The 25,300-nt window shown below is 70.9% G+C and carries 4 protein-coding genes and 3 pseudogenes; all 7 read left to right on the top strand.

Annotated elements, in window-relative coordinates; translation table 11 throughout:
• Positions 1-53: 53 nt before the first annotated feature.
• On the top strand, positions 54-212 hold the full coding sequence (locus tag INQ48_19895; GenBank protein ID QRF55640.1) for a hypothetical protein: 159 nt from the start codon (positions 54-56) through the stop codon (positions 210-212).
• Positions 212-12,067 (top strand): autotransporter-associated beta strand repeat-containing protein, encoded by an 11,856-nt coding sequence (locus INQ48_19890; protein ID QRF55639.1) that lies wholly within the window; start codon positions 212-214, stop codon positions 12,065-12,067. Before INQ48_19895 ends, INQ48_19890 begins: the two co-directional genes overlap by 1 nt.
• Before the next feature lie 218 nt (positions 12,068-12,285).
• A complete protein-coding gene (locus INQ48_19885) occupies positions 12,286-14,391 on the top strand; it encodes a sensor histidine kinase (GenBank protein ID QRF55638.1) in 2,106 nt (701 codons plus the stop codon).
• A complete protein-coding gene (locus INQ48_19880; GenBank protein ID QRF55637.1) occupies positions 14,388-15,134 on the top strand; it encodes a response regulator transcription factor in 747 nt (248 codons plus the stop codon). Before INQ48_19885 ends, INQ48_19880 begins: the two co-directional genes overlap by 4 nt.
• Positions 15,135-15,539: 405 nt before the next feature.
• A pseudogene (locus INQ48_19875) lies at positions 15,540-23,135 on the top strand (autotransporter-associated beta strand repeat-containing protein).
• Positions 23,136-23,921: 786 nt separating this feature from the next.
• Positions 23,922-24,053: pseudogene (locus INQ48_19870) on the top strand (autotransporter-associated beta strand repeat-containing protein).
• Between the two features lie 144 nt (positions 24,054-24,197).
• Positions 24,198-24,794 (top strand): annotated as a pseudogene (locus tag INQ48_19865) (autotransporter-associated beta strand repeat-containing protein).
• Positions 24,795-25,300: the final 506 nt, after the last annotated feature.

Genomic DNA, 25,300 nt, shown 5'->3' with positions numbered 1-25,300 from the left:
TGATGCCGCACGCGCCATCGGCCTTTCGCGCCTGCATGGCAGGAGGAGACCCCATGAAGACAAGCACGCCAGCCATCGACCTGCGGTCGTCGGCTGCATTGGCCGTGCCCGGCTTCCTCATTGATTCCCGGCCCGGCAGATCCCTTGCCGGCGCTCTCGATCTGATTTCTTGCCACGGCGCCTTGCGCGCCCGGCCCACGGAGAACCGTTGATGAATGTCGTCTACAAAACCATCTGGAACGCAGCACTCGGAGCCTGGGTGGCGGTCTGCGAAACGGCACGCGCACGCGGCAAGCGCGGCAGCGGCCGGCGCGCGCTGACCGGCGCGAGCCTGGTGGCGCCACTGCTGGGCGTGCCGCTCTTCCTGCTGAGCGGGACGGCCTCGGCGGTGTGCACGCTCGCGGGCAACACGCTCGACTGCACCGGCACCACGCCCGGCTGGGTCGGCGTGGCGGACGGCGGCACGATCAACAACAGCGGCACCATCGCCAAGCTCGGCGACGGCACCTGGGGCATCTACACGGGCGCCAACATCACGGTCAACAACACCGGCACCATCACCGGCACGTCCGGCGTGGTGATCGGCGGCAACGCGGTGATCAACAACAACGGCGGCGTCATCCGCGGCACCGACCGCGCGATCCAGGTGACGGGCGGGCCGGTCACGCTGACCAATTCGAACGGCGGCATCATCGAGGGCGTCGCGGGCGCGCTGATCTACGGCGGCGGCACGATCGTCAACACCGGCAACAGCCGCATCAGCAGCACGGGCGGCTATCTCGGCCTGGGCTTCGGCGGCGGCAGCGCCAGCATCACCAACACGCTGGGCTCCACCATCTCGGGCGCCGCCGCCAGCATCTACGGCCAGGCGACTTCGCTCACCATCGACAACGGCGGCCTGCTGCAAGGCAGCGTCTTCCTCGAAAACGGCCTGGTGCAACGGGTCACCTTGCGCGTGGGCAGCCAGATCGCCGGCGACCTCAGCATCGGCGCCCAGACCGGGTCGACGCTGACGCTGTTGGGCGCGGGCACGCAGCTCTATTCGCAGGCGGCCACGGGCACCACCACCTTCGGCGGCGACCTGATCAAGAACGACAGCGGCGACTGGGTGATCGATCGCTCGATGGCACCGCGCACCGCGACCGTCAACGCGGGCGCGCTGGGCTTCGCGGCCGGCGGCAGCTTCGGTGGCAACACCGCGCTGAGCCTGGCCGCGGCGGGCACCACGCTGCATACCGATTCGGGCAACGCCGTCGTGGGCAACCTCACCGGCGTGGCGGGCAGCAAGGTCGCGCTCGCGGCCGGCTCCTCGCTGCGCATGGCGGACAACAGCAGCACCACGATTGCCAGCGACTTCAGCGGCGGCGGCACGCTGATCAAGAGCGGCACCGGCACGCTCACGCTGAGCGGCGACAACAGCGGCTTCGGCGGCAGCTTCACGGCCAATGCCGGCACGCTGCAGGCCGCGAGCGCGAATGCGATCGGCGGCGCCGCGCTCGGCATCGGCGGCGCGGTGACGCTCACGAGCCCTGGCGCGCTCGCGCTCAACGCGGTCGGCCTGAACACCAGCGCCGGCGTCGGCGTGCTCAGCGTGCAGACGCCGGGCGCGGTGAGCTTCAACGGCGCCGTGTCGGGCGCGGGCTCGCTCGACCTGCGCGGCGTCGGCGGCAAGGTCTCGCTGCTCGGCAACAACAGCTACGCGGGCGGCACGCGCTTCGCCGACAACACGGTCGTGCTGGGCAGCAACACCGCGCTGGGCACGGGCGTGGCGACGATCGAGGGCAACACGGCGCTGTCGGGCAACGCGGCATTGACGCTGGGCAATGCCTTCGTCATCGGCAAGGCAAACCTGCTGGCCATTTCCGGGCCGGCCTTGACGCTCAACGGCCCGATCTCGGGCGCCGGCGGCATCGTGAAGCAGGGCACCGACACGCTCACGCTGGGCGGCGCGAACACCTATGCCGGCGGCACCACGGTGACAGCCGGCACGCTGAGCATCAACAACGCGAGCGGCAGCGCCACCGGCACGGGCGCGGTGCAGGTGCAGGCGGGCGCGGCGCTCGTGGGCAGCGGCGCAATCGCGGGTCCGGTGGACGTGGCGGCGGGCGCGCGGCTGTCGATCGGCAATGGCGGCGTGGGCACGCTGACCACCGGCTCGCTCACGCTCGCCGCGGGTTCGGCGCTCGACATGGAACTGGGCCAGGCCGGCGTCGTCGGCGGCGCGCTCAACGACCTGCTCAACGTCAACGGCGACCTCTCGCTGCGCGGCACGCTCAATGTCGGCCAGTCGGCCGGCGGCAATTTCGGCGCGGGCATCTACCGGCTCATCAACTACACGGGCACGCTCACCGCCAACGCGATGACCATCGGCAGCACGCCGACGCCGCCGGGCTATCTCGCGCTGCAGACCGGCCTGGCCAACCAGATCAACCTGGTCAACACCGGCGGCCTCGCGCTCAACATGTGGGACGGCGGCAATCCCGCGAACTTCAACGACGGCAAGATCGCGGGCGGTGCGGGCAGCTGGCGCGCGGGCAGCCCGGGCGACAACTGGACCGACGTCAATGGCGTGGCGAACGCGGGCTGGATCCAGGACGGCTTCGCGGTCTTCGCGGGCACGGCCGGCGCCGTCACCGTCGACAACACCGGCACCGACGGCGCGGTGCGCATCGGGGGGGCGCAGTTCGCGGTCGATGGCTACGCCATCAATGGCGACGCCTTGACGATCAATGCGCCGGCCACGGTGGTGCGCGTGGGCGACGGCACGAACGCGGGCGCGGGCATGACCGCGACCATCGCGTCCGCGCTGATCGGCACCGGCGGCCTCGTCAAGGACGACCTCGGCACGCTGGTGCTCGACGGCCTCAACAGCTACGGCGGCGGCACCACCATCAAGGGCGGCGTGCTGCAGATCGCATCCGACGGCAACCTCGGCGCGGCGACGGGCGGTCTGGCGCTCGAGGATGGCGCCACGCTGCGCGTGGCCGCCGGCGTTTCCAGCACGCGTGCCGTGAGCCTGGGCGCGGGTGCGGCCACCTTCGAGGTCGTGCCGGTCGAGACCCTGAGCCTCGGCGGCAAGGTCAGCGGCGCGGGCCGCCTGCGCAAGACCGGCGCGGGTCTGCTGCAGCTCGGCGCGGCCAACGACTACACGGGCGGCACCGAGATCGCGGAGGGTGGGCTCGATGCGACGGTGACGGGCGCGCTCGGCAGCGGGCCGGTGTCGGTGGCGGGCAATGCGACGCTGGCCTTCGCCAACACGGCCGATGCGGGCAAGCTCGCGATCACGGCCGCCGCGAGCGGCGGCGCGCCGGCCGACAAGGGCGGCTTCGTGCAGTTCGGCAACGGCAGCTCGGCCGGCGAAGCGACCATCACGGCGAACCAGGGCGCCGCGGTCGAATTCCGCGACAGCGCGAGCGCGGGCAAGGCCGTGATCGAGAACCGCGGCGGCCTGAGCACCTTCGGCTTCACCGCCAGCGCGGGCCAGGCGCAGATCACCAACTTCGCGGGCGGTCGCACCGAACTGCGCGGCGATGCGAGCGCGGGTCAGGCGCGGCTGGTCAACGAAAGCGGCGGAACGATCGACTTCCTGGAGCGCGCGAGCGCGGACCAGGCGACGGTGGTGAACAACGCGGGCGGGCAACTGCGCATCGACGGCCTGGCCAATGCGGGCGTGGGCATCGGCTCGCTCGAAGGCGCGGGCGATGTGCTGCTGGGCGCGAAGGCGCTGACCACGGGCGGGCTGAACGCGAGCACCACCCTGTCTGGCACGATCAGCGGCGCGGATGGGTCGGTGGTCAAGGTGGGCAGCGGCACGCTGGCGCTCACCGGCGCCAACACCTACACCGGCGGCACCACGGTGGCGGGCGGCACGCTGGCCGCGAACAACGCGAGCGGCAGCGCGACCGGCACGGGTGCGGTGCAGGTGCAGTCGGGGGCGACGCTCGCGGGCACGGGCAGCATCGCGGGCGCGGTGAACGTCGCGAAGGGCGGCGTGCTGTCGGCCGGCAATGGCGGTGCGGGCACGCTGACCGTTGGCGGCTTGAATTTGGCCGATGGCGCGGTGCTCAACTACGACCTGGGTCAGGCCGGCGTGGCCGGCGGGGCCCTCAACGACCTCGTCAACGTCAACGGCAACCTGCAGCTCGACGGCACGCTCAACGTGGCGCAGACGGCCGGCGGCAAGTTCGGCGCGGGCCTCTATCGCCTCATCAACTACACCGGCACGCTGACCGACAACGGCCTGGAGATCGGCACCGCGCCCACCGATGCGAGCAAGCTCGCGGTGCAGACCGCCGTCGCCAACCAGGTCAACCTGGTGAACCTCGACGGCCTGTCGCTCAATGTCTGGGACGGCACCGACAGCGCGAACTTCAACGACGGCAAGATCGCCGGCGGATCGGGCACCTGGCGCGCGGGCGCGCCCGGCGACAGCTGGGCCGATGCCAACGGCCTCGTGAACGGCACCTGGGCGCAGGACGGCTTCGCGATCTTCACCGGGCAGGCCGGCACCGTCACGGTCGACAACAAGGGCGCGGGCGGCGCGGTGCGCATCGGCGGCGCGCAGTTCGCGGTCGACGGCTACACCATCAATGGCGACGCCTTGACGATCAACGCGCCGGCCACGCTGGTGCGCGTGGGCGACGGCACGGCCGCGAGCGCGGGCATGACAGCGACCATCAACGCCGCCATCGGCGGCACGGGCGGCCTGGTGAAGGACGACGGCGGCACGCTGGTGCTCGGCGCCGCGAACTCCTACGCCGGCGGCACCACGGTCAAGGGCGGCATCCTGCAGATCTCGAACGACGGCAACCTCGGCGCGGGCGGCACGGGCCTCGCGCTCGATGGCGGTACCTTGCGCATCGCCGCGGGGTCCGCGCCGTTCTCCAGCACGCGCGCGCTCGTGCTGGGCGCGGGCGGCGGCACCGTCGAGCTCGCCAATGCGAGCTGGGGCCTGGGCAGTTCCATCAGCGGCGACGGCGCGTTGACCGTCACCGGCGCGGGCGGCAGCCTGGGCCTGGGGGCGACCGGCAGCTACAAGGGCGGCACCGTGGTGCAGGGCGGCGCGAGCGTGGTCACGAGCGCCAGCGGTGCCTTCGGCAGCGGCGCGGTGCAGCAGCAGGGCAGCGGCACGCGCGTGACCCTGTTCGGCGCCGCCAGTGCCGCGAGCAATGCCTATGTCATCGGTCGCGCGGGCTCGGCCGACAGCGACAACCGGCTGTCTTTCGCGCAGAACGCAACGGGCGGCAACGCGAACATCACGGTCAACGGCACGGGCTGGCAGTCGCCGACGGCGAACGCGGTGCAGTTCGCAGACACGACCAGCGCGGGCACGGCCACCATCACCAACCAGGGCGGCGCGGTCTACTTCCAGCAGAACGCGAGCGCGGGCGGCGCGAGCATCACCAACGGCGCCGACAGCCTCCTGAACTTCCTTGGCGCGGCCACGGCGGGCAGCGCGAAGATCGACAACGCGAAGGGCGGCACGGTCTATTTCGCCGACGACAGCGCGGGCGCCGGCGCGTCGATCGCCAACGCGGCGGGCGGCGTGGTCGATGTCTCGGGGTCGACCTCGAAGACCGGCCTCGAGCTCGGCTCGCTGTCGGGCGCGGGCGGGGTCGTCCTCGGTGCCACGCAGCTCACGCTCGGCGGTCTGAACGCGGGCGACACGATCTCGGGCACCGTCAGCGACACGGGCAGTGTCTTCGCGCAGCCCGGCTCGGGCACCGGTGGCTCGATCGTCAAGGTCGGTGCCGGCACGCTCTCGCTGAGTGGCGCCAATACCTACACCGGCGGCACCACGGTGGCGGGCGGCACGCTCGCGGCCAACAACGCGAGCGGCAGCGCGACCGGCACGGGCACGGTGCAGATCCAGGGCGGCGCGACCTTGGCCGGCAATGGCAGCATCGCCGGTGCCGTGAACATCGCCAAGGGCGGCGTGCTGTCGGCCGGCAATGGGGGCGTGGGCACGCTGACGCTCGGCAGCCTGAGCCTGGCCGATGGCGCGGTGCTCAACTACGACCTGGGCCAGGCCAACACCGTGGGCGGCCCGCTCAACGACCTCGTCAACGTCAACGGCAACCTGCAGCTCGACGGCACGCTCAACGTGGCGCAGTCCGCGGGCGGCAGCTTCGGCGCGGGCCTGTACCGGCTCATCAGCTACACGGGCAGCCTGACCGACAACGGCCTGGACATCGGCACGGCACCGGGTGTCGCCACCGACCTGCAGGTGCAGACCTCTGTGGCGCAACAGGTGAATCTGATCAATCGCGCGGGCCTGTCGCTGAACTTCTGGGACGGCAGCGACGCGAGCAAGTACAACGACGGCCTGGTGGCCGGCGGCAACGGCACCTGGCGCGTGGGCGTGCCGGGCGATGGCTGGACCGGCGCGGACGGCAAGATCAACGCGGCCTGGGCGCAGGGACAGTTCGCGGTGTTCGGCGGCAGCGCCGGTACCGTGACGGTCAGCAACGCGGGCAGCACGGTGCGCATCAACGGCGCGCAGTTCGCCACCAACGGCTACCGCGTGCAGGGCGACGAGATCGAGCTCGGCGACGCGGCGACCACGGTGCGCGTGGGCGACGGCACCGCGGCCGGCGCGGGCATGACGGCCACGATCGCGTCGGTTCTCGGCGGTGCGGGCGGCCTGGTGAAGGACGACCTGGGCACCTTGGTGCTCGAGGGAAGCAACAGCTACAGCGGCGGCACGACCATCAAGGGCGGCATCCTGCAGATCGCGTCGGACGCCAACCTCGGCGCGGCCTCGGGCGGCCTCGCGCTCGAAGGCGCGACGCTGCATCTCACGGGCGACGCCACGAGCCAACGCGCCGTGAGCCTGGGAGCGGGCGCCAGTGCCTTCGACATCGACGCGACCCGCACGCTGGCACTGAACGGCACGGTGAGCGGCGCCGGCGGCTTGCGCAAGGTCGGCGGCGGCACGCTGACCCTGGGCAGCGCCAACAACTACGCGGGTGGCACCTTCGTGGACGCGGGCACCCTCGCGTCCGACGTCGCGGGCGCGCTCGGCAGCGGCGCGGCGAGCGTGGCCGCGGGGGCCGCGCTGCAACTGGGTGGCGTCTTCGATGCGGGCGGCATTGCCATCGGCAACCAGGGGGCGGTGCGCTTCCAGGGCAAGGCCAGCGCGGGAACGTCGACGATCACCAACGCCGCGGGCGGCGCGCTGGCCTTCGCGGACGACGCTTCGGCCGGCACGGCCACGGTGCTGAACCAGGCCGGCGCGCAACTGCGCATCGACCAGGCGACCACGGGCGTCGACATCGGTGCCCTGGGCGGCGCGGGCGATGTGCTGCTGGGCGCAAAGGTGCTGACCACGGGCGGGTTGAACACCAGCACCGCCGTGTCGGGCACGCTCAGTGGTGCCGGCGGTTCGCTCGTCAAGGTCGGCAGCGGTACGCTCGACCTGAGTGCTGCCAACAGCTATACCGGTGGCACCACCATCGCCGCGGGCACGCTCGCCGTGAACAATGCGAGCGGCAGTGCGACGGGGACGGGGGCTGTGCAGGTGCAGGGCGGCGGGACGCTTGCTGGCAACGGCAGCGTGGCGGGTGCGGTCAGCATCGCCAAGGGCGGCATCCTGTCGGCGGGCAATGGCGGCGTCGGCACGCTGACGCTGGGCGGCCTGAACCTCGCCGAAGGCGCGGTGCTCAACTACGACCTGGGCCAGGCCAACACCGTCGGTGGGGCGCTCAACGACCGCGTGCAGGTCAACGGCAACCTGCAGCTCGACGGCACGCTCAACGTGGCGCAATCGAAGGGCGGCTTGTTCGGCGCGGGCATCTATCGCCTGATCGACTACACCGGCAGCCTGACCGACAACGGCCTGGACATCGGCAGTGCGCCGATCGCGGCGAAGGACCTGCAGGTGCAGACCTCGGTGGCGCAGCAGGTCAATCTCGTGAACCGCACGGGCCTGTCGCTGAACTTCTGGGATGGTGGCGACAACACGAAGTACAACGACGGCAAGATCGCGGGCGGTGCGGGCACGTGGCGCGTGGGCGTCCCCGGAGACGGCTGGACCGGTGCGGACGGCAAGATCAATGCGGCCTGGGCGCAGGACCAGTTCGCGGTGTTCAGCGGCACGGGCGGCACGGTCACGGTCAGCAACGCGGGCGGCACGGTGCGCATCAACGGCGCGCAGTTCGCGGCCGACGGCTATGTGCTGCAGGGCGATGCAATCGAATTGGGTGCCTCCGGCACGGTGGTGCGCGTGGGCGATGGTTCGGGCACGGACGTCGATCGCACGGCGACGGTCAACGTCGCGCTGACCGGCACGGGCGGCCTGGTGAAGGACGACGTGGGTCGCCTGATCCTCGGCGGCACCAACACCTACACCGGCGGCACGACCGTGAAGGCCGGCGTGCTGCAAGGCAACACCGCGAGCCTGCAAGGCGGCATCGTCAACGATGCGGAAGTCGTGTTCGACCAGGCCAAGACCGGCAGCTATGCGGGCACGATGAGCGGCACGGGCAAGCTGCGCAAGATCGGCACGGGCACGTTGACGCTGACCAGCGCGAACAGCTACGCAGGCGGCACCTTCGTCGACGCCGGCACGCTGGCCACCGACGTGACCGGAGCCCTCGGCAGCGGCGCGGCGAGCGTGGCTTCGGGCGCCACGCTGCAGTTCGGCGGAAAGGCCGACCTGGGAAGCCTGTCGGTCGCCAACAGCGGCACGGTGCGCCTGCAAGGCAACGCGAGCGCGGGCAGCGCCAACCTCGTCAATGCCTCGGGCGCCGTGCTGGCGTTCGCGGACGACGCGACGGCCGACAAGGCGACGGTGAGCAACGCGGCCGGTGCGCAGGTGCGCATCGACCAGGCCACGACGGGCGTGAGCATCGGCACCCTCGGTGGCGCGGGCGACATCGCGCTGGGCGCAAAGGCGCTCACGCTCGGCGGATTGAATGCCAACAGCACGCTGTCGGGCACGATCGGCGGCACGGGTGGCTCGCTCGTCAAGGTGGGGACTGGCACGCTGACGCTCACGGGCGCGAACACCTACACCGGTGGCACCACCGTGGGCGCGGGCACGCTGAGCGTGAACAACAAGAGCGGCAGTGCGACGGGTACGGGTGCGGTGCAGGTCCAGAGCGGCGCGACGCTCGCGGGCAGCGGCAGCATTGCGGGCGCGGTGACCATCGACAAGGGCGGCATCCTCGCGGCGGGCAACAGCCCTGGCACGCTGACGCTCGGTGCGCTCACGCTCGCGGGTGGCTCCACGCTCAACTACGAACTCGGTCAAGCCGGCGTTCCTGGCGGCGCGCTCAACGACCTGACCAACGTGACCGGCAACCTGAACCTCGACGGCACGCTGAACGTCGCGCAGTCGGCGGGCGGCAGCTTCGGACCCGGCCTCTACAGGCTCATGAGCTATGGCGGCAGCTTCACCGACAACGGTCTGGACATCGGCACGGTGCCTGGCTCGACCAAGGCGGCGGACCTGCAGGTTCAGACCTCGGTGGCGAACCAGGTCAACCTGGTGAACCGCGCGGGCCTGTCGCTGAACTTCTGGGACGGTGGCGACAGCACCAAGTACAACGACGGACAGATCGCTGGCGGTTCGGGCACCTGGCGCGTGGGCAACCCGCAGCCCTCGATGGACGCCTGGGCCGACATGGACGGCAAGCTCAACGGCAACTGGGCGCAGAACCAGTTCGCGGTGTTCGGCGGCAAGGCCGGAACCGTGACGGTAGATTCCGCCGGTGGCGCGGTGCGTATCGCGGGTGCGCAGTTCGCCACCGATGGCTATGTGGTGCAGGGTGACGGCATCGTGGTGGATAGCGCCAACTCGGTGATCCGCGTGGGCGATGGCACGGCCGCAGGTGCGACCATGACCGCGACCCTCAATGTGGCGCTCAGCGGCACGGGCGGAATCTCGAAGGAGGATGCCGGCCGGTTGATCCTCGGTGGCACGAACACCTACACCGGTGGTACCACCGTCAAGGGCGGCGTACTACAGGGCAGCGCGACGAGCCTGCAGGGCAATATCGTCAACAACGCCGAAGTCGCCTTCGATCAGGGCAAGACTGCCGGCACCTATGCGGGCACGATGAGCGGCACGGGCAAGCTGCGCAAGATCGGCACGGGCACGCTGACCTTGAGCAGCGCCAACAGCTACAGCGGCGGCACGCTGGTAGATGCGGGTACGCTCGCCACCGAAGTGACAGGCGCACTCGGCAGCGGCGCGGCAAGCGTTGCATCGGGCGCCACGTTGCAGTTTGGTGGCAAGGCGGACGCGGGCAAGCTCGCTATCGCCAATGCAGGCACCTTGCGACTGCAAGACATCGCGAGCGCTGCAGGCGCCACGGTGACCAATGCAGCGGGTGGCCAAGTGCGCATCGACCTGACGACCACGGGCACGAGCATCGGCTCGCTTGGTGGTGCAGGCGATGTGGTGCTCGGCGCCAAGACGCTGACCACCGGCGCCATCGGAGGCGACAACACGATCTCGGGCGCCATCACCGGCACCACGGGCTCGCTCGTCAAGGTCGGCGCAGGCACGCTCACACTCGCAGGCTCTGCAACGTACGCAGGCGAGACCCGCGTCACCAGCGGCACCTTGAAGGCAGGCGCCACCAACGCCTTCAGCGCCGCATCGAGCGCTGTAGTCGCCAGCGGCGCCACGTTGGACCTCGGCGGCTTCAGCCAGAAGATGGCCGGTCTGACCAACGCCGGCACTGTCTCCCTGCTGGGCACGGTCCCAGGCACGACCTTGACCTTGACCGGCCCCTACGTCGGCAACAACGGCGTGCTGCGCCTCGGCGCCAAGCTCGACAACCCTGGCATCGCAGACCGCCTGGTGCTCGACGGCGCATCGGCCAGTGCGAGCGGCAAGACGACCGTGCAGGTCACCAACCTCGGCGGCCTGGGCGCCCGCACCAGCGGCGCGGGCATCGAGCTGATCAGCGCGAAGAACGGCGCGACCACCACCGCGCAGACCAGCAAGGACGCCTTCGTGCTCTCGGGCGGCCGCGTCGACGCCGGTGCCTACGAGTACCGTCTCTATGCAGGCGACGCAGGCGGTGAAGGCGAGAACTGGTACCTGCGCACAGAAGCAGAGCCCGGAGCCTCGCTGCCGACCTACCGCGCCGAAGCTTCCCTCTTCGCAGCGCTTCCGAACCAGCTTCGCCAGAGCAACCTCGGCATGCTCGCCAGCCTGAGCCAGCGCATAGGCGACGACGACGTGCGCGGCAGCGGTGGTACGAGCTCGAGCATCGACGGCGGCAACCGTCGCGCCTGGGGCCGTCTGATCTCCACCGACATGGACATCCGCCAGGGAGGCACTGTCTCTCCGCATGCCGAAGGCCGCGTGAGCGGGCTGCAGGCCGGTACCGACCTGTGGGCCAATGCGAACTGGCGCGCAGGCATCTACGTGGGCCAGCTCGAGGGCGACACGCGTGTCAGCGGCTTCAGCAGCGGGCTCCTGAACGGCGCTGCAGGCCGCAACGACCTGCGCAGCCAGTACCTGGGCCTGTACGGCACATTCACGAGCGACGACGGCTTCTATGCCGACACGGTGCTTCAAGCCGGCCGTCACCGCTACACGGCGCAACCGCAGCTGAGCGCCGGTGTCACGGGCAAGGGCAACAGCTTCCTGGCCTCGATCGAGGTGGGCAAGGCCTTCGCGCTGGGCACGGGCGGCTGGTCGGTGGAGCCGCAGCTGCAACTGATCCACCAGCGCCTGCGCCTGGACGACGTGGCGATCCCCGGTGCGCTGGTGCAGCAGGATGCCGACAGCAGCTGGACCGCACGCGCGGGCGTTCGCATCAAGGGCAGCTTCGCGACGGGAGCGGGCACGCTGCAGCCGTATGCGCGCCTGAACGTCTACCGCAGCTCGAAGGGCAACGACATCGCGCGCTTCGTGAACCCGGCGGCGATCACGCCGGTGGGCGCATCGATCGGTGGCACGACCACCGAGCTGGCAGCAGGCTTCACGCTGGCACTGAGCCAGCGCACGAGCCTGTATGGCGAACTCGGCAAGCAGTGGGCTTCGGGTGGCGTCGCGCGCGTGGGCAGCTCGGTCAATGCGGGGCTGGGCGTTCGCGTGAAGTGGTGACGGCGTGCGGGGCCGGCGGTTCGCGCCCGCGGCCCGATGCATGACGCTTGGCGCCACCTTGCGGTCGAAAGAAAAAGCAAGGTGTAATCTGCGCGGCCGCGCCCCGGAATCCGATGCGAAACGGCGATGGAACCGGCACATCCCTTCCCGCGAAGACCCGCATGAATTCGAGGACTCGGACGGCAACTTTGATCATTGCGCCACGCTTCACGTGTCTGGTGGCATGGCTCGCCATGTGCCTGCTCGCCTGCCTGGCGCTGCCGGGCCATGCGCAGACACAGGTGCCGGCACAGGTGGAGCCGCTGAGGCTCGACGCCGCGTCGAGCATGCGCGAACGCAACTTCGACGGGCACCTGCAGGCCTATCACGACCGGACCGGCCTGCTCACGCGCGAGCAGGTGGCGTCGCCCGACCACGCGCAGCGATTCGAGACGCTGCCGGGCGCCTTCAATGGCGGCTACGCCCGCGGCGCGTGGTGGGTGCGCTTCCAGATCGAGGCCTCGCCCGAGCAGGTCGCGCGGCCGCTCGAGGAAGGCTGGTGGCTGCGGCTCAATGCGCCCTATGTCGACTACCTCGACGTCTGGTGGCCCGACGCCGAGGCCGGCGCGAGCGGCGGCTTCACGCATCGCGCGCTCGGCGGCATGCGCGCGGGTTCGAAGCGCGAGCTGCCCTGGTCGATCCCGGCGACGCGCCTGCCCGATCTGCGCGATACGCAGCCGCGCTGGGTCTGGGTGCGGCTCGCGGGTGACCGGTCGCTGAGCCTCGCGGGGGGCGTGTCGCCGCTGCGCGAGATGGCCACGGTGCAGCAGGAACTCAATTTCGCCGATGCGGGCGTCGTCGGCATGGCCCTTCTGATGGCCGTGGTGAGCCTGATGATGGGCATCGCGCTGCCGGACCGCCGCTTCATCGCCTACGCGGGCTATCTCGTCACGCTCGGATTGCTGTTCGCGAGTTCGGAAGGCATGCCGGCCTCCCTGTGGCTGCAGGACAGCCCCGTGGCCGCGGTTCGATTGCACAACTTCTCGGTCTGCCTGCACACGGCCGCCGCATTCGGATTCGCCCGGGTGCTGCTCGACATGGAGCGGCAGTTCCCGCGCATGAACCGCGTGTTCCAGGTGGTGACGCTGCTCTGCTTCGCGGCCTGCGCGTTGGCCATCGCCGGCTGGTACGGGCGCGTGGCACGGCCTCTGAACCTGCTGTGGGTGGTGTTCGCGGCCTGCATCGTGCCGATGTGCGCGCTGGCGATGCGCCGGAACATCCAGGCCTGGCCCGGACTGGTCGGCTATGCGCTGTACCTGATGACGGGCGCGGTGCACTTCGCGAAGAACCTGCAGTGGCTGCCCTACACGATGGTCACGCAGTACAGCTATGCGATCGGCAGCATCCTGCACATCATGGCCTTCTTCTTCGCGCTGGGCTGGCGCGTGCGCCATCGCGAGCGGCGCGCGCTCACGCTGTCGCTGCGGCATCGCGCGCGTCTCGCGCAGCGCGTGCACCAGCGCACGCGCGACCTGCGCCAGGAGATCGCGCAGCACCACCGCACGCACGACCAGCTGGCGCTGGCGCTGCGCGAGCAGCGCGGCCTGCTGGCCATGGTGTCGCACGAGTTCCGCACCCCGCTGGGCACGATCGGCGGTTCGGCGCAGATCCTCTCGGACGACCGGCTCGCGCTGGCGCGCGAGGAGGTCAGGAAGGAAGCCGAGAAGATCAGTCGCACGGTCTTCCGCATGCGCGACCTGGTCGATACCCTGCTGGCCGACGAATGGCTCGATGCCTCGAGCAACAACCTGCACCTGGCGCCGCTCGAGCTCGCGGTGTTCCTGCGCGAGAAGATCGAGGAGCACAACGAAGGCGCGGCGGGCGGGCGCATCTCGCTGCAGCTCGATGCGCGCGAGTTGCCGGTGCTCGCGGACGAGACGCTGATGCACATCGCGCTGGACAACCTGCTGACCAACGCCATCAAGTACGCGCCGCCGCATTCGCCGGTGCGCGTGCGCGCCGGCATCCGGCGTGGTCCCGCCGATGAACCGGAGGTCCGCATCGAGGTGTGCGACGAAGGCCCGGGCTTCATGCCGCAGGACCTCACGCATGTGTTCGAGCGCTTCTACCGCGCGGCCGGCGTGCGGCGCATCCCGGGCATCGGGCTGGGCCTGCACATGGTGCATCGCATCGCCACGGTCCATGGCGGCGGCGTGGTCGCCTCCAACGGCCCCAGCGAAGGCGCGGTGCTGACCCTGACGTTGCCGCTGCTGGACGGCGCCGACCCGTCGCAAACCCCGGGCGCGATCGGCCTGCCGCTGCCCGAGCGCGGAGGCCGCCGATGAATGCCGCGACCCGCGTGCTGGTCATCGAGGACGATGACGACCTGCGCGACACGGTGCTGCGCTACCTGCGCGGTGTCGGCATGCTCGCGCACGGACTCGAGAGCGCCGAGATGCTCGATGCGGAGCTCGAGCGGCAGGACTTCGATGCCGTGGTGTGCGACGTCAACCTGCCCGGTGAGGATGGCTTCAGCGTGTTGGCGCGCCTGCGCTCGCGCAGTGCGATGCGCATCGTGATGCTGACCGCGCGCGGCATGCTCAACGATCGCCTGCATGGACTCGGGCTTGGCGCCGATTACTACCTGGTCAAGCCGGTGAACCTGCGCGAGCTCGAGATGGTGCTCAACAACCTGCTGCAGCGCAGCCAGGAAACGCAGGTGCAGGGCGCGCGCGACCCACAGTCGACCACGGCGACGGAGGCCGGCGACATCGCCGAGCATGCGCCATGGCGCTATCACTACACCACCTGGCTGCTGCTGTCGCCGGCCGGCGAACGCGTGCAGTTGTCGAGTGCGGAAGCGCGCCTGCTGCAGTGCCTGATCGAGCAGCCGCGCGAGGTGGTGGACCGTGCCACGCTGCTCGCGGCGATGGGCCGCCCCGGGCTCGAGGCCTACGAGCGCAACCTCGACGTCACGGTCTCGCGGCTGCGCCGCAAGGCCGAGCAAGCCTGCGGCGAGAAGCTGCCGATCGTCGCGGTGCGCGGCGAGGGCTACAGCTTCCAGGCCGACGCGCGCATCGAGCCGTGAGTGCAGCGCGCACGGCCGTGCGCGCTGCATCGTTCGATGCCTTTTCTTGCGGCGAGCCCACGGTTTTCGGGAGTGTTTTCGCCGTCCGTTGCAAGAAAAAGTAAGGTGCAAAGCAGGTAGCGCCCTTTGAGAATTTCTCCCCAAGCGGCAACGCAGTGATGCCGCACGCGCCATGCGCCTTCGCGCTTGCATGGCAGGAGGAGATTCCATGAAAAGCAGCACGCCAGCCATCGACCCGCGGTCGTCGGCTGCATGGGCCGTGCCCGGCTTCTTCATCCATTCCCGGCGCGGCATCACGCCTGGCGCCCGTGCGCCACGCATGGGAATGACCGCGCCTCCCGCCTGCCGCTCCCGATCTGATCTTTGCCGAGGCACCTTGCGCGCACGGCCCACGGAGAACCGTTGATGAATGTCGTCTACAAAACCATCTGGAACGCAGCGCTCGGAGCCTGGGTGGCGGTCTGCGAGACGGCGCGCGCGCGCGGCAAGCGCAGCGGTGGCCGGCGTGCGCTGACCGGCGCGAGCCTGGCAGCACCGCTGCTGGGCGTGCCGCTCTTCCTGCTGAGTGGAACCGCCTGGGCGGTGTGCACGCTCGCGGGCAACGTGCTCACCTGCACGGGCACCACGCCGGGCTGGGTCGGCGTTTCGAACGGCGGCACGATCAACAACAGCGGCGAGATCGCCAAGCTCGGCGACGGCACCTGGGGCATCTACACGGGCGCCAACATCACGGTCAACAACACCGGCACGATCAGCGGCACGTCGGGCGTGGTGATCGGCGGCAACGCGGTCATCAACAACGACGGCGGCATCATCCGCAGCACCGACCGCGCGATCCAGGTGACGGGCGGGCCGGTCACGCTGACCAATTCGAACGGCGGCATCATCGAGGGCGTCGCGGGTGCCCTGATCTACGGCGGCGGCACGATCGTCAACACCGGCAACAGCCGCATCAGCAGCACGGGCGGCTATCTCGGCCTGGGCTTCGGCGGCGGCAGCGCCAGCATCACCAACACGCTGGGCTCCACCATCTCGGGCGCCGCCGCCAGCATCTACGGCCAGGCGACCTCGATCACCCTCGACAACGGCGGCCTGCTGCAAGGCAGCGTCTTCCTCGAAAACGGCCTGGTGCAACGGGTCACCTTGCGTGTGGGCAGCCAGATCTCGGGCGACCTCAGCATCGGTTCCCAGGCGGGGTCGACGCTGACGCTGACGGGCGCGGGCACGCAGCTCTATTCGCAGGCGGCCACGGGCACCACCACCTTCGGCGGCGACCTGATCAAGAACGACAGCGGCGACTGGGTGATCAACCGCTCGATGGCGCCGCGCACCGCGACGGTCAACGCTGGCGCGCTGGGCTTCGCCACGGGCGGCAGCTTCGGCGGCGGCACCGCGCTCAGCCTGGCCGCGGGCACGCTGCTGCACACCGATTCGGGCAATGCCGTCGTAGGCAACCTCACGGGCGTGGCGGGCAGCAAGGTCGCGCTCGCGGCCGGCTCCTCGCTGCGCATGGCCGACAACACCAGCACCACGATTGCCAGCGACTTCAGCGGCGACGGCACGCTGATCAAGAGCGGCACCGGCACGCTCACGCTGAGCGGCAACAACAGCGGCTTCAGCGGCAGCTTCACCGCCAACGCCGGCACGCTGCAGGCCGCGAGCACCAAGGCGATCGGCGCTGCCGCGCTCGACATCGGCGGCGCGGTCACGCTCACCAGCCCGGGCGCGCTCGCGCTCAATGCGGTCGGCCTGAACACCAGCGCCGGCACCGGCGTGCTCAGCGTGCAGACGCCGGGCGCGGTGAGCTTCAACGGCACGGTCTCGGGCGCGGGTTCGCTCGACCTGCGCGGCATCGGCGGCAAGGTCTCGCTGCTCGGCAACAACGGCTACGCGGGCGGCACGCGCTTCGCAGACAACACGGTCGTGCTCGGCAGCAACACCGCGCTGGGCACGGGCGCGGTGTCGATCGAGGGCGACACGGCGCTGTCGGGCAACGCGGCATTGACGCTGGGCAATGCCTTCGTCATCGGCAAGGCAAACCTGCTGGCCATCTCCGGTCCGACCCTGACGCTCAACGGCCCGATCTCGGGCGACGGCGGCATCGTGAAGCAGGGCACCAGCACGCTCCAGTTGGGCGGCGCGAACACCTACACCGGCGGCACCACGGTGGCCGCGGGCACGCTGAGCATCAACAACAAGAGCGGCAGCGCCACGGGCACGGGCGCGGTGCAGGTGCAGGCGGGCGCGGCGCTCGTGGGCAGCGGCGCAATCGCGGGCCCGGTGAACGTGGCGGCGGGCGCGCGCCTGTCGATCGGCAATGGCGGCGTGGGCGCGCTGAGCACCGGCGCGCTCACGCTCGCCGCGGGCTCGACGCTCGAGATGCAGCTCGGCAAGGCGGGCGTGGTCGGCGGTGCGTTCAACGACCTGCTGACCGTCAACGGCAATCTCGCGCTGGCGGGCACGCTCAACCTCTCGCAGTCGGCCGGCGGCAGCTTCAGCGCGGGCATCTACCGGCTCATCAACTACACGGGCACGCTCACCGCCAATGCGATGAGCATCGGCAGCGCGCCGACCCCGCTGAGCTACCTCACGCTGCAGACGAACACGGCCAACCAGGTCAACCTGGTCAATACCGGCGGGCTCACGCTCAACCTGTGGGACGGCGGCAGCGCCGCGGCCTTCAACAACGGCCAGGTCGAAGGCGGCAGCGGCACCTGGCGCGCCGGCTCGCCCGGCGACAACTGGACCGATGCCAACGGCTTGGCCAACGGCACCTGGGTGCAGGACGGCTTCGCGGTGTTCAGCGGCAAGGCCGGCACCGTCACGGTCGCCAACGACGGCGCGGGCGGCGCGGTGCGCATCGGCGGCGCGCAGTTCGCGGTCGACGGCTACACGATCAACGGCGCCCCGCTCACCATCAACGCGGCGAACACCGTGGTGCGCGTGGGCGACGGCACGGCCGCGAGCGCGGGCATGACCGCGACCATCGCGGCCGCGATCGGCGGCACCGGCGGGCTGGTCAAGGACGACGGCGGCGTGCTGATCGTCAGCGGCAAGAACAGCTACACGGGCGGCACCACGGTCAAGGACGGCATCCTGCAGTTCTCGGCCGACAACAACCTCGGCGCGGCCGGCAAGGGCCTGGCGCTCGACGGCGGCACCCTGCGCATCGCAACGGGCAGCGGGTCGCTCGCCAGCGCGCGCGCGCTGGCGCTGGGCGCGGGCGGTGGCACCATCGACCTGGGCAATTCGACCTGGGGCTTCGGCGGTGCCATCGGCGGCAACGGTGCGCTGAGCGTCACCGGCAAGGGTGGGGTGCTGAACCTGGCGGTGGCCAGCAGCTACAAGGGCGGCACCGTGGTCCAGGGTGGCGCGGGCGTGACCGCCGGCGCGAGCGGCGCCCTCGGCAGCGGCGCGGTGCGCCAGCAGGGCAGCGGCACGCGCGTGAGCTTCCTCAACGCGGCCAGCGCGGGCGGCAACAGCTACACCGTGGGGCGCGCCGGCATCGCCGACAGCGACAACCGCCTGGTCTTCACGCAGAACTCGACGGCCGGCAGCGCCGACATCGACGTGAACGGCGCCGGCGGCCAATCGGCCACGGCGAATGCGGTGCAGTTCGGCGACACCTCCAGCGCCGGCACGTCCACCATCGGCAACCAGGGCGGCGCGGTCTCCTTCCAGCAGAGCGCGAGCGCGGGCAGCGCGACGATCTCGAACGGCGCCAACGGCCTCGTGAGCTTCGCCGACTCGGCGACGGCAGGCAGCTCGAAGATCGCCAATGCGAAGGGCGGCACGGTCTACTTCGCCGAGAGTTCGACGGGCGCGAACGCGACGCTGACCAATGCCGCGGGCGGCGTGGTCGACGTCTCGGGCGTGACCGCCAAGACGGGCACCTCGCTCGGCGCGCTCTCGGGCGCGGGCAACGTGGTGCTGGGCGCCACGCGGCTCACGCTGGGCGGCCTGAACGCCAGCGGCACGATCTCGGGCATCGTCAGCGACAAGGGCAGCGCCTTCGCGCAGCCGGGCGCGGGCACGGGCGGCTCGGTGGTCAAGGTCGCCACGGGCACGCTCGCGCTGACGGGCGCCAACACCTATACCGGCGGCACCACCGTGGCGGCGGGCACGCTGGCCGCCAACAACGCGAGCGGCAGCGCCACGGGCACGGGCGCGGTCCAGGTGCAGTCGGGCGCGACGCTCGCGGGCACGGGCAGCATCGCGGGCACGGTGAGCGTGGCCAAGGGCGGCGTGCTGTCGGCTGGCAATGGAGGTGCCGGTACGCTGACATTGGGCGGCCTGAGCCTGGCCAGCGGCGCGGTGCTCGACTACGACCTCGGCCAGGCCGGCGTGGCCGGCGGCTCGCTCAACGACCTGATCAACGTCGACGGCAACCTGCAGCTCGACGGCACGCTCAACGTGGCGCAGACGGCCGGCGGCAAGTTCGGCGCGGGGCTGTACCGCCTCATCAACTACACCGGCACGCTGACCGACAACGGCCTGGACATCGGCACCGCGCCCACGAGCGTCGCCAACCTGCAGGTGCAGACCTCGATCGCGAACCAGGTCAACCTGCTGAACGCCAACGGCCTCACGCTCAACCTGTGGGACGGCGCGAGCAGCGCCAACATCAACGACGGCAAGGTCAGCGGCGGCAGCGGCACCTGGCGCGCGGGCGGACCGTCGACCAACTGGACCGGCATCGACGGCAAGCTCAACGCGAGCTGGCAGCAGGGCGGCTTCGCGATCTTCGCGGGCAAGGCCGGCACCGTCACGGTCGACAACACCGGCCCCGGCGGCGCGGTGCGCATGGGCGGCGCGCAGTTCGCGGTCACCGGCTACACGGTGAACGGCAGCCCGCTCACCATCGATGCGCCCGCCACCGTGGTGCGCGTGGGCGACGGCACCGCGGCGAGCACGGGCATGAGCGCCACCATCGCCGCCGCGATCGGCGGTGCCGGCGGCCTGGTGAAGGACGACGGCGGCACGCTGGTGCTGAGCGGCAAGAACAGCTATGGCGGCGGCACCACGGTGAAGGCCGGCGTGCTGCGGATCTCCTCCGATGCCAACCTCGGCGCCGCCACCGGCGACCTCGCGCTCGACGGCGGCACCCTGGCCATCGCCGCGGGCTCGGGCCCGCTGAGCACCACGCGCGACATCGCGCTCGGCACGGGCGGCGGCACGCTGGACCTGGCGAACAACGCCTACGAGGTCGACGGCGTGGTCAGCGGCAAGGGCGCGCTCGACGTCACCGGCAAGGGCGGCACGCTGCTGCTCTCCAAGGCCAACAGCTTCGCGGGCGGTACCTCGCTGCGCGGCGGCGCCGGCATCACGGCCTTTGCGGCCGGCGCGCTGGGCAGCGGCGACGTGCGGCAGGTCGATACCGACACCACGCTCGTCTTCTCCGCCGGCGGCGGCGCCGGTTCCAACAACTACATCGTCGGCACGGCCGGCGTGTCCGGCGGCAACACGCTGGCCTTCGCGCAGAATGCGACGGCCGCCGCGGCGAAGATCGCGCTGTTCGGCGCGGGCTGGCAGGACCCCGACCGGAACTCGCTGCAGTTCCTCGACGGCGCCGTCGGCGCCAGCGCCACGATCAACAACAAGGGCGCGGCGGTCGTCTTCGCGGCGAAGTCGAGCGCGGGCAGCGCGACGATCGCCAACGGCGCCAACAGCCTGCTGTCCTTCATCGGTGCGTCCTCGGCGGCCAAGGCGGCGATCGACAACCAGGGCGGCATGCTGCAGTTCGCCGGCACCGCGACGGGCACCACGGGCACCGTCGTCAAGTCGACGGGCACGGTCGATGTCTCGGGCTCGACCGCGCCGACCGGCGTCGAACTCGGTTCGCTCTCGGGCTCGGGCGCGGTGGTGCTCGGTGCCACGCGCCTCACCGTGGGCGGCTTCGGCGGCAGCGACACGCTCTCGGGCGTGGTCAGCGACAAGGGCAGCGTCTTCGCGCAGCCGGGCTCGGGCACCGGCGGCTCGATCGTTAAGGTCGGCGCCGGCACGCTCACGCTGAGCGGCGCCAACAGCTACACCGGCGGCACGACGGTGGCCGCGGGCACGCTGAGCGTGACCAACAAGAGCGGCAGCGCGACCGGCACGGGCGCGGTGCAGGTGCAGGCGGGCGCGACGCTGGCCGGCACGGGCACCATCGCCGGCACGGTCACGGTGGCGAACGGCGGCGCGGTGAACCCCGGCAACGGCGCGGGCACGCTGACCGTGGGCGGCCTGGCCCTCAATGCGGGTTCGGTGCTGAACTACCAGCTGGGCCAGGCCGGCGTGGCCGGCGGCTCGCTCAACGACCTGATCAACGTCAACGGCAACCTGCGGCTCGACGGCACGCTCAACGTGGCGGAGACCGCGGGCGGCAAGTTCGGCGCGGGTCTCTACCGCCTGATCAACTACACGGGCACGCTGACCAACAACGGCCTGGACATCGGCACCGCGCCGAGCGACACCGGCAAGCTGTTCGTGCAGACCTCGGTGGCCAACCAGGTCAACCTGCTCAACACCAACGGGCTGGTGCTGAACCTCTGGGACGGCGGCAACGCCGCCAGCGTCAACGACGGCAAGATCGCCGGCGGCACGGGCACCTGGCGCGCGGGCGGCCCGGGCGACTACTGGACCGATGCCAACGGGCTGGCCAACGGCACCTGGTTGCAGGACGGCTTCGCGGTGTTCGCCGGCAAGGCCGGCACCGTCACGGTCGACAACAACGGCGCGGCCGGCGCGGTGCGCATCGGCGGCGCGCAGTTCGCGGTCGACGGCTACACCATCGGCGGCGATGCGCTGACGATGAACACGGCGGGCTCCGTCATCCGCGTCGGCGATGGCACCGCCGCGGGCGCGGGCATGAGCGCGACCATCGACGCGGCCCTCACGGGCACCGGCGGCCTCGTGAAGGACGACCTGGGCACGCTGGTGCTCGGCGGCGCCAACAGCTATGCGGGCGGCACCACGGTCAAGGGCGGCGTGCTGCAGATCACGGCCGACGCCAACCTCGGCAAGGCCGGAACGGGCCTCGGCCTCGATGGCGGCACCCTGCGCATCGGCGCGGGCGCCGCGCCTTTCGTGAGCACGCGCGCCGTGGCGCTCGGCACGGGCGGCGGCACCGTCGACCTGGGCAGCAACAGCTTCGGCATCGGCGGCGCGGTCAGCGGCAAGGGCGCGCTCACGGTCACCGGCAAGGGCGGCACGCTGAGCTTGGCGCAGGCCGGCAGCTACAGCGGCGGCACGGTGCTGCGCGACGGCGCGGCCATCACCACCACCGCCAGCGGCGCGCTCGGCAGCGGCGCGGTGCTGCAGCAGGGCAACGACACCACGTTGACCCTGCTCGGATCGGCCAGCGGCGGCAGCAATGGCTACGCGGTCGGCCGGGCGGGTTCGAGCGACGACGGCAACCTGCTCGCGTTCGGACAGACCGCGACGGCCGCCGCCGCGAACATCGTGGTCAACGGCAAGGGCTGGCAGTCGGCGACGACGAACGAACTGCGGTTCGGCACCAGCGCCAGCGCGGGCAGCGCGACCCTCGCCAACGCGGGCGGCGCGATTCGTTTCGTCGGCGCCTCCAGCGCGGGAACGGCGACGATCTCCAACGGCGACAAGGGCCTGCTGGCCTTCGCCGGGAGCGCCACGGCCGGCGGCGCGAAGATCGCCAACGCCTCCGGTGGCCTGGTGGCGTTCCTCGATGGCGCCAGCGGCGCGAAGTCGACGCTGGCCAATGCCGCGGGCGGCGTGGTCGATGTCTCGGGCTCGACCTCGAAGACCGGCGTCGAGCTCGGTTCGCTGTCGGGCGCGGGCGGGGTCGTGCTCGGTGCCACGCAGCTCACGCTCGGTGGGCTGAACGCGGGCGACACGATCTCGGGCGTCGTGAGCGACAAGGGCAGCGTCTTCGCGCAGCCCGGGTCGGGCATTGGTGGCTCGATCGTCAAGGTGGGCAGCGGCACGCTCTCGCTGAGCGGCGCCAACACCTACACCGGCGGTACGACGGTGGCGGGCGGCACGCTGGCCGCGAACAACGCGAGCGGCAGCGCGACCGGCGCGGGTGCGGTGCAGGTGCAGTCGGGTGCGACGCTCGCGGGCACGGGCAGCATCTCGGGCGCCGTCGATATCGCCAAGGGAGGTGTGCTGTCGGCTGGTAATGGCGGTGCGGGCACGCTGACGGTCGGCAGCCTGAGTCTCGCCAATGGCGCGGTGCTCAACTATGACCTGGGACAAGCGGGCGTGGCCGGTGGGGCGCTCAACGACCTGGTCAATGTCAACGGCAACCTGCAGCTCGATGGCACGCTCAATGTGGCGCAGTCGAAGGGCGGGGTGTTCGGCGCGGGTATCTACAGGCTCATCAACTACACGGGTGGGCTGACAGACAACGGCCTGGATATCGGCACGGCGCCGGGTTCGAAGACCGACCTGCAAGTACAGACCTCGGTGGCCCAGCAGGTCAATCTCGTGAACCGCTCGGGCCTGTCGCTGAACTTCTGGGACGGCAGCGACGCGAGCAAATACAACGACGGTCAGATCGCCGGCGGCTCGGGTACCTGGCGCGTGGGCGTGCCGGGCGACAGCTGGACCGGGGTGGACGGCAAGATCAACGCGGCCTGGGCACAGAACCAGTTCGCGGTGTTCGGTGGTGTCGCGGGCACCGTCGATGTCGACGATGGCAATGGCACGGTGCGTATCACCGGTGCGCAGTTCGCTACAGGCGGCTATCGCCTGCAGGGCGATGCGATCGAACTCGGCGGCGCGGCCACCACCGTGCGCGTGGGCGATGGCAGCGCGGCCGGCGCGGGCATGACGGCGACCATCGCGTCCTCGGTGACCGGCACCGGCGGCCTGGTCAAGGAAGACCTGGGCACGCTGGTACTGGACGGCAGCAACGGCTACAGCGGAGGCACGACCATCAAGGGCGGCGTGCTGCAGATCGCTTCGGACGCGAACCTCGGTGCGGCCGCGGGAGGGCTCGCGCTCGAAGGGACCACGTTGCACGTGACGGGCGACACCGCCAGTGCGCGCGCCGTGAGCCTGGGTGCGGGCAGCAACAACTTCGACATCGACAAGACCGTCGCGTTGAATGGCGCGATCAGCGGCGCGGGCAGCCTGCGCAAGATCGGCGCGGGCACCTTGCGGCTCGGTGCGGCCAATGGCTACGTGGGCGGCACCTTCGTCGACGCGGGCACATTGGCCACTGGCGTGACGGGCGCTCTGGGCAGCGGCGCGGCGAGCGTGGCTTCGGGCGCCACCTTGCAACTGGATGGCGGCTTCGATGCCGGAACCACGGCGATCGGCAATCAGGGCACGGTGCGCTTCCAGGACAAGACGAACGCGGGCACCTCGACGATCACCAATGCCAAGGGTGGCGTGCTGGCCTTCGCGGACGACGCATCGGCCAACAAGGCCACGGTGCTCAACCAATCGGGCGCGCAGCTGCGCATCGACCAGGCGACAACCGGCGTGAACGTCGGTGCGGTCAGCGGCGCGGGCAACGTGCTGCTGGGCGCGAAGGTGCTGACCACGGGCGGGCTTAACACCAGCACGACGCTGTCTGGCACGGTCAGTGGCGCGGGTGGCTCAGTCATCAAGGTGGGCAGCGGCACGCTCTCGCTGAGCGGTGCCAACACCTACACCGGCGGCACGACGGTGACGGGCGGCACGCTGGCCGCGAACAACACGGGCGGCAGCGCGACCGGTAGCGGGGCGGTGCAAGTGCAGTCGGGTGCCACGCTCGCGGGCACCGGCAGCATTGCGGGCGCGGTGAACATCGCGAAGGGCGGTGTGCTGTCCGCGGGCAATGGCGGTGCGGGCACGCTGACGGTTGGCAGCTTGAACTTGTCCGATGGCGCGGTGCTCAACTACGACCTGGGCCAGGCCGGTGTTGCCGGTGGTGCGCTCAACGACCTCGTCAACGTCAACGGCAACCTGCAGCTCGACGGCACGCTCAATGTGGCGCAGTCGAAGGGCGGGGTGTTTGGCGCGGGTATCTACAGACTCATCAACTACACCGGTGGCTTGACCGACAACGGTCTCGACATCGGCAGCACGCCGAGCGCCAAGACCGACCTGCAGGTCCAGACTTCGGTGGCCCAGCAAGTCAACCTGGTCAATCGCGCGGGCCTGTCATTGAACTTCTGGGACGGCGGCGACGCAAGCAAGTACAACGATGGCCAGGTAGC

The organism is Variovorax paradoxus, assembly GCA_016806145.1.
Classification (GTDB): Bacteria; Pseudomonadota; Gammaproteobacteria; order Burkholderiales; family Burkholderiaceae_C; genus Variovorax.
This window is presented reverse-complemented; position numbering and strand designations above follow the sequence as displayed.

Bases quoted from the DNA above. Each gene is read 5' to 3' on its own strand.
- INQ48_19895 (QRF55640.1), top strand. From the start codon at position 54: ATGAAGACAAGCACGCCAGCCATCGACCTGCGGTCGTCGGCTGCATTG.
- INQ48_19890 (QRF55639.1), top strand. From the start codon at position 212: ATGAATGTCGTCTACAAAACCATCTGGAACGCAGCACTCGGAGCCTGG.
- INQ48_19880 (QRF55637.1), top strand. From the start codon at position 14,388: ATGAATGCCGCGACCCGCGTGCTGGTCATCGAGGACGATGACGACCTG.